Origin of the sequence: Streptomyces sp. NBC_01515 (genome assembly GCF_045040345.1) — a bacterium.
In the GTDB taxonomy this organism is placed as follows: Bacteria; Actinomycetota; Actinomycetes; order Streptomycetales; family Streptomycetaceae; genus Streptomyces.
The window spans coordinates 679,077-695,669 of record NZ_CP109416.1 but is presented as its reverse complement, the minus strand read 5'-3'; the positions used below and the strand labels follow the sequence as shown (position 1 = coordinate 695,669).

General features: G+C 74.1%; 5 protein-coding genes. All 5 read left to right on the top strand.

From position 1 onward, the window contains the following. The first annotated feature begins 25 nt into the window (after nucleotides 1–25). Nucleotides 26–466, top strand: coding sequence for a MerR family transcriptional regulator (locus tag OG407_RS02655; protein WP_405854595.1), 441 nt, complete (start codon nucleotides 26–28; stop codon nucleotides 464–466). 427 nt (nucleotides 467–893) lie between these two features. Next, nucleotides 894–2,207, top strand: coding sequence for an NtaA/DmoA family FMN-dependent monooxygenase (locus OG407_RS02650; RefSeq protein WP_405854593.1), 1,314 nt, complete (start codon nucleotides 894–896; stop codon nucleotides 2,205–2,207). Nucleotides 2,208–2,365: 158 nt separating this feature from the next. Further along, entirely contained in the window at nucleotides 2,366–3,838 is a 1,473-nt protein-coding gene (locus tag OG407_RS02645) for an MFS transporter (RefSeq protein WP_405854591.1), read from the top strand. Between the two features lie 482 nt (nucleotides 3,839–4,320). After that, complete coding sequence (locus tag OG407_RS02640; RefSeq protein WP_405854589.1) at nucleotides 4,321–7,056, top strand: AAA family ATPase; 2,736 nt, start codon at nucleotides 4,321–4,323, stop codon at nucleotides 7,054–7,056. Nucleotides 7,057–7,150: 94 nt separating this feature from the next. Next, a complete protein-coding gene (locus tag OG407_RS02635; protein ID WP_405854587.1) occupies nucleotides 7,151–16,570 on the top strand; it encodes a type I polyketide synthase in 9,420 nt (3,139 codons plus the stop codon). The last annotated feature ends 23 nt before the right edge of the window (nucleotides 16,571–16,593 follow it).

Genomic DNA, 16,593 nt, shown 5'->3' with positions numbered 1-16,593 from the left:
GGCCACCCGACTCCCGGAGGACGGAATGCGCATCGGCGACGCGGCGGCGGCCGTGGGTGTCACCACCCGAACCCTGCGCTACTACGAGCAGCGCGGACTGATCACGGCACGGCGTACGGCGTCGGGACAGCGGGAGTACGAGGAGGAGGACGTACGCCGACTCCACGCCGTCCGCGAGCTGTTGGACTCCGGCCTCACCATCGGCGACGTGCGGCTCCTCATCGACATCCTCGACGCGCTGCCCGGCCGCCCGGAGGTGCCGGCGGTCCACACGGGGCCCTACGCGGCGACGTGCGTCGTCCCTCAGGTGGCGATCCGGCGACTGGCCGAACTCGACGCCCGTATCCGCGGGTTGACGGAGGTACGGGACCGCCTGGCCGACCGGCTCGACGTACGGTTCGGTGTCCTGGTCGGCCAACTCATCGGCCTGGACGCCTCCTTGAGCGATGCCCCCGCCGGTTCCTGACACGGCCGCCGCCGAAGGTCCGCACACAGGCGGGCTTGCATCGCCGGGCGGCGACGGGAGATCATGCCCGTGCCCGGCGGGCGCCGGACGCGAGCCCGGAGCGCCCCTGCGCCGAGGCGCCGTAGGCTGCCGACGCCAGGACGGAGGGGAGTCACCGTGAGGACACCGTCCCTCGGTCCGGTCCGCACCGCGGCTCTGCTCCCGGTCCGCACGAAACGTCGGCACGTCGACCTGTGCCGGACCCACACCGCGCTCTGTCGCTGACCGGTCCGACCGGCTCTCTCCCGGCAGGCCCGCGCCTCCCTCGCGCCTGACCGGTTTCGACCTCGCGTGTCCGGGCGTCGGCCCGCACCCGGGGAACTCCGTCACCCCACCACGCCACCGGCCGCGACGACACCGGCACCGGTGAGACGAGAACGGACGAGTCATGAGCGCGAAGCAGCCCCGGACGCTGAAAACCGTCACCGGAGCCGGCGGCACCTCGGAGACCTACGACCTGGCCGTCGACCCCACGCGGTCCACGCTGGACACCGCTGTCCGGGTCGCGAAGCTCGCCGAGGCGGCGAGGATCGACGCACTGTTCACCGCCGATCTCCTCAGCTTCGACGCCCAGGGCGCGATCGGCTCGCAGGAGCCGCTGGTCTTCGTGTCCGCCCTGAGCCAGGTGACCTCGCGGATCGGCCTGATCGCCACGGTCTCCACGACCTTCCACCACCCGTTCAACCTGGCCCGGCTGTTCGGCACCCTCGACCACGTCAGCAACGGGCGGGCCGCCTGGAACCTGGTGACCTCCTCGATCGGCGAGGAGAACTTCGGCCCCGGCGACCTGCCCAGCCCCGAGGAGCGCTACGCACGCGCCGCCGAGACGCTGGAGGTGGTCAACGCGCTGTGGGACAGCTGGGAGCCCGGTGCGCTGACCGTCGGTGCGGACGGCCACGCGGTGCTGCACCGGGACCGGGTCCACCCGATCCACCACTCCGGGACGTTCTTCGACGTGGCGGGCCCGCTCAACATCCCGCCGCTGCCGCAGCGCCGCCCGGTGCAGATCCAGGCCGGGCAGTCCGAAGCGGGCACGGCACTGGGCGCCCGCTACGCCGAGATCGTCTTCACCTCGCTGCCGACCCTCGACCACGCGGTGGACTTCACCCGGAAGATCCGTGCCCAGGCAGGGCAGTTGGGAAGGGCAGACGGTCTGCCGCTGATCTTCAGCTCGTTCCACGCCACCTTCGGCGCCACCGAGGAGGAGGCGCGGCGACTCGTCCGCGAGAAGCGGGAGTCGATCGACTTCGAAGGCGGCCGGGCCCGGGTGGCCGACATGCTCGGCGGCGGAGTCGACCTCTCCGAGATCCCCCTCGACTCGACGCTGCCGGAGAGTCTGCTGCCCGACGTCACGTCGGTGAACCGCCGCCGCGGCCGGGTCGACCTCTTCACCGGCTACGCGCGCCAGGGCCACACCCTGCGGGAACTCATCGTCGCGGCCCAGGACACCGGGCACTGGGCCGCCGCGGGCACCCCCGAACAACTCGCCGACGCGGTCGAGGAACGGTTCAGGGCGGGCGTGCTGGACGTGATCTCCCTGAGCGGCCTCGCCGATCCGCGCGGGCACGACTTCGTCGTCAACGGCCTGCTGCACGAACTGCGCAAGCGGAAGATCGTCGCCGCCGACTACACCGGCCTCACCCTGCGCGAGAACCTCGGCCTCGAACTGCCGGCCCGCGACGCCTCGACCGTCCGGTCCTGAACCGGGAGCGGCCGCACCCGCCGTACCAGGAGGAGAACGTCATGACCACCGTCGCCCCCCTCGAAGTCCTCAGGGCAGGACCGCCCTTCGACCACCCGACCGGCGTGACCCCGGCGGAGAGCAAGGTGCTGCTCGACCAACCGCTCCGGCACGCCTGAATGCTCCCCGGAGACGACCGCGCCACCCGGCGCGTCCTGCTGGTGTGCATGGCGGCGGGGGCAACCACCCTGCTGGACCAGGCAGTTCTGAACATCGCCATCCCGAGCATGCGGCACTCGCTCGGGGCCGGCGCGGCGGACGTGCAGTGGATCGTGGCCGGTTACTCACTGGCCTTCGGGCTCGCCCTCGTCCCCGGGGGCAGCCTCGGCGACCTGCACGGACGCAAGCGGCTCTTCCTCGTCGGCATGGCCGTCTTCCTCCTGGCGGGGGCGGTGGCCGCGACCGGCGGCGGGCCGGGGACCGTGATCGGCGCGCGGCTGGTGCAGGGAGCCGCGGCGGGGCTCGTCAACTCCCAGGTGATCGGCACCGTCCAGGATGTCTTCCACGGCCTGGACCGGGGCCGTGCGCTGGGCCTGTACGCGGTGACGGCCGGTGTCGCCACCGCCCTCGGGCCGCCGCTCGGCGGTGCGCTCGTCGCCGGGCTCGGGCCCGGGGTCGGCTGGCGGTACTGCCTCCTGCTGAGCGCGCCGTGCGCGGTGATCACCCTCGTCCTCGCGGCCCGCTGGCTGCCGCCGCCCCGGCGCACCGCCCGCGACTCCCGGCTCGACCCCCTCGGCCTCGCCCTGGCCTGCGGCTGCACGCTCACCCTCATGGTGCCGTTCATCCGCACACCGGACAGCGGGGGAGAGGCACTCCTGTGGGCGGCCGGAGTGTGCGCCCTGGCCGGCGCCTTCACCGTGCAGCAGCGCGTGCGGGCGCGCCGGGGCCGGGCACCGCTGGTCCACCCGGCGCTGAGATCGTCGAAGCCGTACATGCTGGGCACGGCGGTCGCCATGGCCCAGTTCGGGTCCTCGCTCGCCGCGTCCCTCGTGCTCACCGTCTTCCTCCAGGACGGGCTGGGTCTTTCCGCCCTGCTCACGGCGGCGATCGCGCTCCCGTCGGCGCTCGCGATGGGCGTCTCCTCCGCGCTCGCCTGGCGCCTGGTCCGGCGGATCGGACCGCGCACGGTGAGCGTCGGCCTGACCCTGGGCATCTGCGCGGCCCTGGCCGGAGCGGTGGCCGCGCTCCACGTGCCGGACGCGGGGCTGCCGCCGGCGCTCGCCGCGACGCAACTGCTGTCCGGTGCGGCCGGCGGGCTCGCCGTCTCGCCCAACCAGACCCAGGTCCTCCAGCACGCCCCGGCGGAGGCCGCCGGAGTGGGCGGCGGCATCCTGCAGATGGCCCAGCGCATCGCCGCGGCCGTCTGCCTCAGCGCCGTGTCGGCGGTCTATCTGCACGCGGCCGGCGGCTCACCGAGGACCGCCTACGCGCTGGCCTCCTGCGTCTGCGCGGGCCTGCTCGCCGTGGCTCTGGCGCTGTCGCGGCTGCGCCGGCCGGCGACCCCACCTCGTACGACGACCCTCGCGTGCTCGACCGCGACGACTTCCCGGGACGACCACCACCACGACGACCGCAGCCCGCAGGAACGCTGAGCACCCGACAGCGGCGGAGACGGTCGGGCGCACGTGCCCGATCCGGAACCTGCCACGCTCTGGGGTTTGCCAATGTCCGTATGCCGAGCGGACGTTGACGCGCGGAAAGGCAGGTTCGTAAACTCCTGAACGCAGCGATTGTCGGCCACCCAACAGTGACCGGCCGTGCTTCTCCGAGACGGAGGGGCGCCTCTTCGTAGGACTGGTCTGGGGATGGGGACGGTCATGCAGCGCGTGCACATCGGTGCCGCACAGCTCGGACTGGTTGCCAGGTTGGACATCGACCTCCGGCGCCGGGCGAGTTCTCTCTGTCGGTGACTCCCGGGATGTGACCGGACGGGACAAGCCCGGTCCGGCGCCCCATCTCCGCGCACGTCGTGGTTCGTTCGACGTGACGCGCTTCGTACCTCGTTCCAGGCCTCGCACGATGGGGAGCGCAGCGGCGCGCCTCCCGTTCATGCGCCGGTGTCCCAGGAGAGCGCATGTTCATTTCCCCGGCGCAGCAGATGCGCACCGTCCCGTCCTTCTCGATACCGGGACGCCAGTTTGAGATCGGCCGGCTCCGCTCGGCGTGGGAACTCTGCCGCAGCGGCCGGGGCGGCGTGGTCACCCTGCACGGTCCCGTGGGCGTCGGACGTACCGAACTCCTCGACGCCTTCAGCGAGTTCGCCGATGCCGACGGCGCTCAGGTACTGATGGCGGCGGGCTCCCCGCTGGAGCGGGACTTCCCGCTCGGCATCGTCCGCCAGCTCTTCCAGAGCCCGCACCTGGCACCCGAGATCGTCTCCGAGGCGGCCCGGCTCATCGAGAACGGGGTGGCCGCGGGGCCAACCCCGCACTGGTCCTCGCCCGAGGGCGGCGAGGGCGGCTCCCGGGTGAGGCCCACGCCTCAGGTGCTGCACGGTCTGAGCACGCTCCTGCTGGACTTCGCCCGGGAGACGCCCCTGCTCCTGGCCGTCGACGACCGGCAGGACGCCGACATCCAGTCGCTGGAGTTCCTGCTCTACCTGGCCCGCCGCATCCGCAACGCCCGCGTCCTGACAGTGCTCTGCTCGCGGGAGAACATGACGCCGCAGGAACCCTTCTTCGACGTCGACCTGGCCGGCCAGCCGCATCACGAGCGCATCCGGCTCAGCCTCTTCGGTCCCGACGTGATCGCCGACCTGATGCGCGCCCGGCTGGGGGAGGAGGCCGCCCGCCGGCACACGGGCGAGGCGCACGAACTCACCGGTGGAAGCCCCCTCCTCGTCAGGGCCGTCGTCGACGACCAGGAAGCCGGTTCGGACCGTGCGGACCTGGTCGTGGGGGAGAACTACCGGCGCGGGGTCATGCACTGCCTGCACCGCATCGACGCCTTCGCGCTGCGCGTGGCCCGAGGCGTCGCCGCGCTCGGCCGCCCCGCCGATCCGGCGCTGCTCGCCGAACTCCTCCTGCTGTCCAACGACTCACCCCCGCGCGCCCTCTACCTGCTGCACGCGGCGGGCCTGTTCCGTGACGGCTCCTTCCGCCACCCGAGCGGAGCGGGCGACCTGCTGGCGGCGATGCGGCCCGCCGAACTCGCGGCGCTCCACCGCCGTGCGGCCGACCTGCTGCGGACCGCGGGCGCGAGCGCGGACCACATCGCCGAACAGGTGCGCGCGGCCGAGGGGCAGGTGCGGGCACCATGGGCGACCGACGGGGCACCGACGTCCGTAGCGAACCCCCAAGTACCCCAAGTGCCTCAAGTCCCCGTGCCCGCTGAGGAATTGGGGGCACCGGACCCCTCTCGGACCCCGGACGTCGTGATCCAGTGCGTGCCCTGGCTCCCCGAGGCGGGTCCCGATGCCGCCGCTCCCTCTCCCCGCCGACAGCGCACGAGCCTGCGGCACCTGTTCTGGCACGGTCAGGTGGACGAGGGGTTCGTCGCCCTGCGGCGCTACGAGGCCCACCACCCGGGGGACCTCGCCGCCCGGTCACGGCTGCACGACTGGATCCGCTACTGGTACCCCACGCTCCTCCCGCCGACCGGCACCGGACCCGACGCGGAGTGCGGCAGTACGGGCGACGAACCTCCCGGCGGCGGCACGCGCGCCGCGCTCCCGGACGGCATGCGGGTGCTCACGGCACTGCTCGGAGGGCTGCCCGCGCAGGACGCCGTGACACAGGCGGAGCAGGTCCTGCGCGAGAGCCGGCTCGGTGAGACTCCGGTCCGTTCCCTGACGGCGGCGCTCACCGCGCTCCTCTACGCCGACCAGGCGGACCGCGCCGCACGATGGTGCGCGGCCGTCACCAACCGGCCCGGCCACGGACACGACGCGACCCATGACGCCCTGCTGGCGGCGCTGACCGCCGAAGCCGCCCTGCGACAGGGCGATGTGCGCACCGCCGAGGAATACGCCCGCGCGGCTTTCCAGCAGATCGATCCGGACCGCTGGGGCGTCGGCGTGGGCTTCCCCCTGTCCACCATGATCGCCGCCCGGACCGCGCTGGACCGGCACGAGGACGCCGCCCGGTACCTGGCCATGCCCGTGCCGGGGGCGATGCTCCGCACCCCCGCGGGACTGCACTACCGGTACGCCCGGGCCGGCCACCACCTCGCGGTCGGCGACGCCGAGTCGGCCCTCGTCGACTACCAGGAGTGCGGAGCGACGATGGCCCGCTGGGGCCTGGACCACCTGCCCGCCCTCGTCCCCTGGCGCATCGGTGCCGCCCGCGCCCAGCTCGCCCTCGGACGCCCCGCCGCCGCCCGGGCCCTGACGGACCGTCAGCTCAGGGACCTCGGTCCCGGCCGGCCCCGCATCCTGGGCATGGCGCTGCGCACCCGCGCCGCCGCGGCCGAGTCGGCCGAACGCACCCCGTTGCTGGAACGAGCGGTGCAGGCCCTGGAGATCTCCGGCGACCAGTTCGAACTCTCCGCCGCGCTCGCCGAGTTGAGCGCCGCACACGGCGCGCTCGGCGACCCCGCCCAGGCGCGGACCGCCGACCGCCGGGCCCGTCATCTCTCCCGCGTGTCGGGCACCGCCCCGGCGCAGCCCGGCGACGACGAACTCAGCGAAGCCGAACGGCGGGTGGCCGAACTGGCGGCCTGCGGGCTGACCAACCGCGAGATCGGACAGAAGCTCTTCATCACGGTCAGCACGGTGGAACAGCATTTGACGAAGGTCTACCGGAAACTCGGGGTGCGCCGCAGAATGGAACTCTCCCATTTGCTGGAAATCCGCCGCGGGTTGGCCGGTTGAGCGGCGTTCACCGCCACTAGGGGTTTCCCGCTAGGGGGTCGGCAGGGGGCCGCTAGGGGTCGTTCACACCCTCGCGGACACCATGCTGATCAGCATGTCTGCACCGGAGAAAGAAGCCACGGCCGCCACGGAGAACGAAGCCACGGCCGTAGTCGGGATCGCCTGCCGGCTCCCCGGCGCTCCCGACCCGGACGCCTTCTGGCGGCTTCTCGACGACGGCGTGAGCGCGGTCGGGAATCCGCCGCCCGGCCGCTTCCGCGCATCGGCGAATACCGCGAATACGGCGGACGTAGCGGATACCGCGGACTCGGCGGCAGACGCGAATGTCCGGCCCGGCGCATTCCTTCAGGACGTCGACCGATTCGATCCGGAATTCTTCGGGATGTCCCCGGCCGAGGCGGCCGCCGCCGACCCGCAGCAGCGCCTTGTCCTGGAACTCGCCTGGGAGGCCCTGGAGGACGCGGGAATCCTCCCCGCCGACCTCGCCGCGTCCCGCACCGGCGTGTTCGTCGGAGCGATCGCCGCCGACTACGCGGGGCTGGTCCACCGGCACGGCCCCGACGCGATCACCCGGCACACCCTGACCGGCCTGAGCCGGGGCGTCATCGCCAACCGCGTCTCCTACGCCCTCGACCTGCGCGGCCCGAGCCTCTCGGTGGACTCCGCACAGTCCTCCTCGCTCGTCGCCGTCCACCTGGCCCTGGAGAGCCTGCGCACCGGCGAGTCCGAACTGGCGCTGGCCGCCGGGGTCAACCTGAACCTCGCCCCGGACAGCACCCTCGTCGTGGACCGCTTCGGCGCGCTGTCCCCCGACAACACCTGCTTCACCTTCGACGCCCGCGCCAACGGCTACGCCCGCGGCGAGGGCGCCGTGCTGCTCGTCCTCAAGCCGCTCGCCCGCGCCCTCGCCGACGGCGACCGGGTGCACGCCGTCCTGCTGGGCAGCGCCGTCGGCAGCGACGGCGCCACGCCGGGACTGACCGTGCCGGGCGCCGCCACCCAGGCGCAGGTGATCCGGGCCGCGCTGCACCGCTCCGGAGTCGACGGCGCCGACGTGCAGTACGTCGAACTGCACGGCACCGGCACCCGCGTCGGCGACCCGGTCGAGGCCGCCGCCCTCGGCGAGGTCTTCGCCGCCGGCCGGCCCGCCGACGCCCCGCTGCTCGTCGGCTCGGCGAAGACCAACGTCGGCCACCTCGAAGGGGCCTCCGGCATCGTCGGTCTGCTCAAGACCGTGCTCAGCGTCCGCCACGGCCGCCTCCCCGCCGGTCTCAACTTCGCCACCCCCAACCCCGACATCCCCTTCGACAGCCTCCGGCTGCGGGTCCGCACCGAGTCCGGTCCGTGGCCCCGCCCCGAACGTCAACTGCTCGCCGGGGTCAGCTCGTTCGGAGTGGGCGGCACCAACGCCCACGTCGTGGTGGGCGGGGCTCCCGAGCGAGCGTCCGTAGGACAGGACACCGCGTCCCACCGCGAGGGCCCCTGGGCGTGGCCCCTGTCCGCGCACACCCCGCAGGCCCTGCGGGCCCAGGCCGCGCGACTGCGCGCCCATGTCGTACGACGGCCGGACCTCGCACCGCGCGACATCGGCTTCACACTCGCCACCACCCGCACCGCCTTCGCCCACCGCGCGGTGGTGACCGGCGGCGACCGCGACGAACTGCTCGCCGGACTCGCCGCCCTGGAGTCCGGTGAACAGGCGGCCGGACTCGTCACCGGACGGGCCGGTGAGCCCGGCGGCACGGTCTTCGTCTTCCCCGGACAGGGTTCGCAGTGGCCCGCCATGGCCCGCGAACTCCTCGACACGGAACCGGACTTCGCCGCCTCGATCGACGCGGTCGCCACGGCCCTCGCCCCGCACACCGACTGGTCCCTGCACGACCTGCTGCGCGGCACGGACGACGCCCCGTCACTGGAACGCGCCGACGTGGTCCAGCCCGCCCTCTTCGCCGTGATGGTGTCCCTGGCCGCCCTCTGGCAGTCCCGAGGCGTGCACCCGGACGCGGTGATCGGACACTCCCAGGGAGAGATCGCCGCCGCACACGTCGCCGGAGCACTGACCCTGGAGGACGCCGCCGCACTGGTCGCCCTGCGCGCCCGCGCCATCACCGAACTCGCCGCGTCGGGCGCCGACGGCGCCATGGCCTCGGTCCCGCTGCCGGAGGCCGACGTACGCGGCCGACTCGTCGGCTCCGGCGGCGAGTTGAGCGTGGCCGCCGTCAACGGCCCGTCGAGCACCGTCGTCTCCGGCGACCGTACGGCCGTGGAAGCCCTCGTCGCCGCGTACACCGCGGACGGGGTCCGGGCCAAGGTCGTACCGGTCGACTACGCCTCCCACTCGCCCCACGTCGAGCCGCTGCGCGACAGCCTGCCCGCCCTCCTCGCGTCCGTCCGGCCCCGACCGGCACGGATCGCCTTCTACTCGACCGTGACCGGCGGTCTCCTCGACGGCACCGCGCTCGACGCCGCCTACTGGTACCGCAACCTCCGCTCCACCGTCCGTTTCCGGCAGACCGTGGAAGCCGCGCACGCCGCGGGGCACCGCGCCTTCGTCGAGGTCAGCCCGCACCCCGTACTCACCGTGGGCCTCGCCGACCTGCCGGGCACGGCCGTCACCGGCACCCTGCGCCGCGACGACGGGGGTCCGCGCCGCTTCCTCACCTCCCTCGCCGAACTGCACGCGCGCGGCGGCGAGTTGAGCCGGACTCAGGTCTACGGTCCCGAGGCCCGCCGGGTCCCGTTGCCCACGTACGCCTTCCAGCGCCGCCGGATCTGGCTCGACGGGCTGCCGGGCCCCGACGCCCCGATCTGGACGCCCACCGGGACGTCTCCCGTGCTTTCTCCGGCCGAGCCCGTGCACCGGCAGTCGGCCGACCGGGCGGCCGTCCCCGCCGCCACGGATCTGCTGCGGGTCGTCCGCTCGGGCGCGGCCCTCGTCCTCGGACAGCCGTCCCCCGAAGCCGTCGACCCCGACCTCACCTTCCGGGAGCTGGGCTTCGACTCCGTCTCGGCCGTCGAGTTCCGCGACCGGCTCGCCGCGGCGACGGGACTGGATCTCCCGTCCACCCTCACCTACGACCGCCCCACCGCCCGCGCGGTCGCCGACCACGTACGAAACCTGCTGGCGGGGTCGGGCGAGACCGCCGCAGAGCCCGTACGGGAAGCGGCACGTGCCGCCGACGACGATCCGATCGCGATCGTCTCCCTCGCCGGTCGCTGGCCCGGTGGCGCGGACACCCCCGAGGAGTTGTGGGAGCTGCTGCGGGGCGGGCGGGACGCCGTAGGGGACTTCCCGGACAACCGGGGCTGGGACCTGGACGCCCTCTACGATCCGGACGGCCTGCGCCACGGCACCTCGTACACCCGGCAGGGCGGGTTCCTGCACGACGCGGACCGGTTCGACGGGGCGTTCTTCGGGCTGGGCCCGCGCGAGTCCGCCGCCATGGACCCGCAGCAGCGGCTCCTCCTGGAGTCCTCCTGGGAACTGCTCGAACGCGCCGGGATCGTCCCCGCCGCCCTGCGCGGCACGCGCACCGGCGTGTTCGTCGGCGTCATGCCGCAGGACTACGGCCCCCGGCTGCACGAGACCCCCGAGGGATATCAGGGCCACGCCCTCACCGGAACCCTGACCAGCGTCGCCTCGGGCCGCCTCGCCTACACGCTGGGACTGGAGGGCCCCGCGATCACCGTGGACACCGCCTGCTCCTCGTCCCTGGTCGCCCTGCACCTGGCCGCGCAGTCGCTGCGGTCGGGGGAGACCGACCTCGCGCTGGCCGGTGGCGCCACCGTCATGTCGGGGCCGGGCATGTTCACCGAGTTCAGCCGCCAGCGGGGACTGGCGCCCGACGGGCGCTGCAAACCCTTCGCGGCGGCGGCCGACGGCACCGCCTGGGCCGAGGGCGTCGGACTGGTCCTGCTGGAGCGTCTCTCCGACGCGCGTCGCCACGGCCACCGGGTGCTCGCCCTGGTCCGGGCGTCCGCCGTCAACCAGGACGGCGCCTCCAACGGACTGACCGCGCCCAACGGCCCCTCCCAGGAACGGGTGATCCGCCAGGCCCTGGCCTCCGCCGGGCTGCGGCCGGACGACGTGGACGCCGTCGAGGCGCACGGCACGGGCACGGCACTCGGCGACCCCATCGAGGCACAGGCCCTGATCGCCGTGTACGGAAAGGACCGGGACGCGGGACGCCCACTGCTCGTCGGCTCGGCGAAGTCCAACATCGGACACACCCAGGCCGCCGCGGGCGTCACCGGCGTCATCAAGCTGGTACAGGCCCTGGAACAGGGCGAGTTGCCCGGCACGCTGCACGTGGACCGCCCCACCCCGCACGTCGACTGGTCGGCCGGCACGGTCTCCCTCCTGACCGCAACGACTCCCTGGCCGGTCACCGTCGAGGACCGCCCCCGCCGGGCCGGCGTGTCCTCGTTCGGCATCAGCGGCACCAACGCCCACCTGATCCTGGAGGCGGCGCCGCCCACCGAGGAGGACGGCACCGTCGTGGCCTCCGCCGCCGTCCCCGGGCCGTGGATCCTGTCCGCCCGCGACGACGATGCCCTCCGCGCCCAGGCGGACCGCCTCCTCGCCCGCCTGGAGTCTCTTGACGGGCGCGACGCTGACGTCGGCTGGTCGCTGACGGCCACCCGGTCGTTGCACGATCACCGCGCCGTGGTCCTCGGCGACACCCGCGCCGCGCGGACCGCCGCACTACGGGCCCTCGCCGAGGGCACGGACGCGCCCGGACTGGTGCACGGACCGGCCGCCGGCCGCGAAGTCCGTACGGCGGTGCTGTTCCCCGGGCAGGGCAGCCAACGCCCGGGCGCGGGACGGGCGTTGTACGCCACCCACCCGGTGTTCGCCGCTGCCCTCGACGAGACGACGGCGCTCTTCGACGCGGAACTCGACACCCCGCTGCTCGACGTCCTGTTCGCCGAACCGGGCAGCGCGGACGCGGCGTTGCTCGACACCACCGCCTACACCCAGCCCGCCCTGTTCGCCCTCGGCGTCGCCCTGTACCGGCTGGCCGAGTCGTTCGGCGTCCGCGCCGACGCGTTTATCGGCCACTCGATCGGCGAACTGACCGCCGCCCACCTCGCCGGGGTCCTCCCGCTGCCGGACGCGGTCCGCCTGGTGGCCGCGCGAGGCCGCCTGATGCAGGCTCTTCCGGAGGGCGGCGCGATGGCCGCGCTCCAGGCCACGGAGGCCGAAGCCGCATCGCTGCTCGCCGCGGCCGACGGCCGGGTGAGCATCGCCGCGGTCAACGGGCCCGCGTCCGTGGTCGTCTCCGGCGACGCGGACCACGTACGCCGAATCGCCGCCCTGTGGCGCGAAAAGGGCCGCAGGACAAAGCTGCTGACGGTCAGTCACGCTTTCCACTCCGCGCACATGGACGCGGCGCTGGAGGACTTCCGCGAGGTCGCGGCGAGCGTGGAACTCGCCGAGCCGGTCGTGCCCGTGGTCTCGAACCTCACCGGACGGCCGGTGGCGGCAGGGGAGTTGACCGACCCCGGCTACTGGGTGCGGCACATCAGGGAGGCCGTACGGTTCCACGACGGGCTCGGCGCCCTGCGCGACCTCGGGGTGTCGGCCTTCCTCGAACTGGGCCCGGACGCCGTCCTCACCTCGCTCGTCGAATCCCTCGCCGAAGCGGGCCCGGACGACGACGAACCCGCCGCGGCCACCACCGCGGTCGCCGCCCTCCGCCCGGGCCGCGAGGAGACGCGGACCTTCACCGAGGCGCTCGCCCGACTCCACGTCCACGGCACCGAGGTCGACTGGCGGGCAGCGTTCGACAGGCGGACCGTGCGCGCCGTGGACCTGCCCACCTACCCCTTCCGACGCAGGCGGCACTGGCTGGAGGTCCCCTCCGGCACCGCCACGACCGAGGCCGGCTTCGACCCCGCGGATCACCCCCTGCTGGGCGCGAGCGTCGAACTCCCCGACGACGCGGGCACGTTGTACACCGGGCGGATCTCGCTGCGCAGCCATCCCTGGCTCGCCGACCACACCATCGCCGGCCGGGTCGTCCTGCCGGGCGCGGCCTTCGCGGACCTCGCCCTGCACGCGAGCGGCGGCCGGGTCGAGGAACTGACGCTGGAAACCCCGCTCGAACTGCCCGCCGACAGCGCGGTCCGCCTCCAACTCGCCCTGGGCGCGGCCGATGACACCGGCCGCCGCCCCCTCACCGTGCACTCCCGCGCGGAACACGCCGACGCCCCGTGGACACGCCACGCCACCGGCTTCACCGCCGAGGCCCAGGACCGGTCGGGAGGGGCGGACACCGCCTGGCCGCCGGTGGGTGCCGAACCCGTCGATCTCACCGACGTCTACGGCCGTCTCGCGGACGACGGCTACCAATACGGCCCGGCTTTCCGGCTGTTGACCGCTGCCTGGCGGCTCGGCGACGAGGTGTACGCCGAGGTCGGCCCGGCCCCCGAGACTCCCGCGGGGCACGCCCTGCATCCCGCCCTGCTCGATGCAGCGCTCCACGCCGTCGTCGCCCTGGTCCCCGGATCCACCCGCCTGCGACTGCCGTTCGCCTGGGAGGGCGTCCACCTGTACCGGCCGGGCGCGTCGGCCCTGCGGGTACGGGTCCGGCCCACGGGCGTCGACAAGGTGACCCTGCAACTCACCGACACGAGCGGCGAGTTGGTCGCGGACGTGGCGGCGCTGACCTTGCGGGCCGCGCCCCGGCGGGACACCGCCACGGCGTACCGGCTGGAGTGGACCCCGGCGGAGGCCGTCGGACATCCCGCCGGCGCCCACGCAGTCCCCGCCGGACCGGTGACGCCGGCCAATGCGCCCAACGGTGGTGCGGGGCCAGCAAGTTGGTCCTTCCTCGGCGCGGATGGCGACCCTCTGCGGACCGTGCTGGCCGAGGCCGCCGGTCATCCCGTCGAGGCTTATGACGACCCCGCCGCCCTGCCCCGCCCCCTCGTCCCGCTCACGCTGGCCGCCGCTCCCGACGCCGCCGCCGTGCTCGACCTGCTCCAGCGCTGGCTCGCCCTCCCGGACACCGAGGACACCCCGCTCGTGCTGGTGACCCGGGACGCGGTCGCCACCCACCCCGGCGAGGACGTTCCCGATCCGTCCGCCGCCGCGGTCTGGGGACTGGTGCGGTCCGCGCAGGCCGAACATCCCGGTCGGTTCGCCCTGGTCGACCTCGTGACGGACTCGGCGACCGGTATCCCGTTCGCTGAACTGGCCGCGCTGCTCGGCGCGGATGAGGCGCAAGTCGCCGTACGCGGAACGGAACTGCTGGTTCCACGGCTGACCCGGGGCGCCGACCCGGACCTGCTCGCCCCGCCGGCGGACTCCGCCGGTGCGTGGCGGTTGGACGCCGAGCCGCGGGGGAGTCTCGACGGACTCGCGCTGCTGCCCGCGCCCGAGGCGGCGGCACCCCTCGCGCCGGGCCAGGTCAGGATCGCGCTGCGGGCCACCGGGCTCAACTTCCGTGACGTGCTCATCGCGCTCGGCGTGTATCCCGGCGAGGCCCGTATCGGGGCCGAGGGGGCGGGCGTGGTCCTGGAGACCGGGCCCGGCGTCACCGGCCTCGTGCCCGGTGACCGGGTGACCGGACTGGTGCAGGGCACCCTGGGACCGGTCGCCGTCACCGACCACCGGCTCCTCGTCCGCATCCCCGACGGCTGGAGCTTCGCCCGTGCGGCCGGGGTGCCCGTGGTGTTCCTCACCGCCTACCACGGCCTCTTCGACCTCGCCGAACTCCAGCCGGGGGAACGCGTGTTGATCCACTCTGCGGCCGGTGGCGTCGGTCAGGCCGCCGTCCGGTTGGCCCGGCACCGGGGTGCCGAGGTGTACGCCACCGCGCACCCCGGCAAGTGGGACACCCTGCGTGACCTCGGGCTGCCCGACGACCGCATCGCGTCGAGCCGCACACTCGACTTCGAGGACGCCTTCCGGCGCGGTACCCCGGACGGGCGGGGCGTCGACGTCGTACTGAATTCCCTGGCACGGGAGTTCACCGACGCCTCGCTGCGGCTGCTGGCGCCCGAGGGCCGGTTCGTGGAGATGGGCAAGACCGACTGGCGGGACGCCGCGGCCGTGGCCGCCGAGTACGACGGTGCCGCCTATCTCGACTTCGACCTCTTCGACGTGTCGCCGGACCGGATCGGGGAGATCCTCGCCGAGTTGTTCCGGCTCTTCGCCGAAGGGGCCCTGGAACCACTGCGGTTCAGGGCGCAGGACGTCCGCCGGGCCCCGCAGGCGCTACGGCGGCTCGGACAGGCCCGGCACACCGGCAAGCTCGTTCTCACCTCGCCCCCGCCGCCCCTGGACCCGGCCGGAACCGTCCTGATCACGGGCGGCACCGGCGCCCTCGGCTCGCTCGTCGCCCGCCGCCTGGTCACCCACCACGGCGTACGGCACCTGCTCCTCACCGGGAGGCAGGGGCGGAGTGCGCCCGGCGCCCCCGAACTCCATGCCGAACTCGCGGAGTTGGGTGCCGAGGTGACGATCCTCGCCTGCGACGTGGGCGATGCGCACGCGGTCGACGCGTTGGTCTCCGGCGTGCCGACCGACCGTCCACTGACCGCCGTCGTGCACACGGCAGGCGTCCTGGACGACACCGTCCTGACCTCGCTCACCCCGGAACGGCTGACCGCCGTAGCCCGCCCCAAGGCGGACGGCGCACGGCACCTGCACCGGGCCACCGCCCACCTCGACCTGTCCGCGTTCGTGCTGTTCTCCTCGGCCGTCGGCGTCCTCGGCAACGCCGGACAGGCCAACTACGCCGCCGCCAACGCCCAGTTGGACGCCCTCGCCCAGCACCGCCGGGTGCGCGGACTGCCCGCCGTGTCACTGGCGTGGGGCCACTGGGCGGAGGCGGGCGGCATGGCGGCCGGACTCGGTTCCGCCGAGACGGACCGGCTCGCCCGCACCGGCCTGGCACCGATGACGAACGACACCGCCCTCACCCTGTTCGACACCGCACTCGGCACGCCGTACGCGATGCTGGTCGCCGCCGAGATCGACACCGGACCGGCCGAGGGCGATCGCGACCGGCCGACCGGCGTGCTGCGCGATCTCGCGGAGCGGACGCGGCCCGCCGTACGGCCACCCGGTGCGACTCCGGACCCGTCGGGCACGCTGCGGCGCGAACTGGCGGAAGCCCCCGAGGCCGACCGCCGGCGCAGGCTGCTCGCCCTCGTGCGCGGCACCGCCGCGGCCGTCCTGGGGCACGCCGACGCCACCGCCGTACGGCCCGGGACCGGCTTCATGGAGAGCGGGTTCGACTCCCTCGGAGTCATCGAACTGCGCAACCGCCTCGGCACGGCCACCGGACTGCGCCTCCCGAGCACCGTCGTCCTCGACCACCCCACCCCGACCGCCCTGGCCGACCACCTCGGCACGCTCGTCGCACCCCCCGCGCCACCCGCGCCGGAACCCGAACCCGAACCGGCGGCGCCCCCGCCCTCCGTGGACGTCGAGGCCCTGCTCGTGGCCGCCGACGACGACGAGATCTTCGACCTCATCGACAGCCAGCTCGGCATTTCGTAGGAGAGGCATCCACCACATGACCA

What these genes read in the sequence shown, in the direction of transcription:
- OG407_RS02645 (WP_405854591.1), top strand. Translation starts at nt 2,366, where the DNA reads ATGCTCCCCGGAGACGACCGCGCCACCCGGCGCGTCCTGCTGGTGTGC.
- OG407_RS02650 (WP_405854593.1), top strand. Translation starts at nt 894, where the DNA reads ATGAGCGCGAAGCAGCCCCGGACGCTGAAAACCGTCACCGGAGCCGGC.
- OG407_RS02655 (WP_405854595.1), top strand. Translation starts at nt 26, where the DNA reads ATGCGCATCGGCGACGCGGCGGCGGCCGTGGGTGTCACCACCCGAACC.
- OG407_RS02640 (WP_405854589.1), top strand. Translation starts at nt 4,321, where the DNA reads ATGTTCATTTCCCCGGCGCAGCAGATGCGCACCGTCCCGTCCTTCTCG.
- OG407_RS02635 (WP_405854587.1), top strand. Translation starts at nt 7,151, where the DNA reads ATGTCTGCACCGGAGAAAGAAGCCACGGCCGCCACGGAGAACGAAGCC.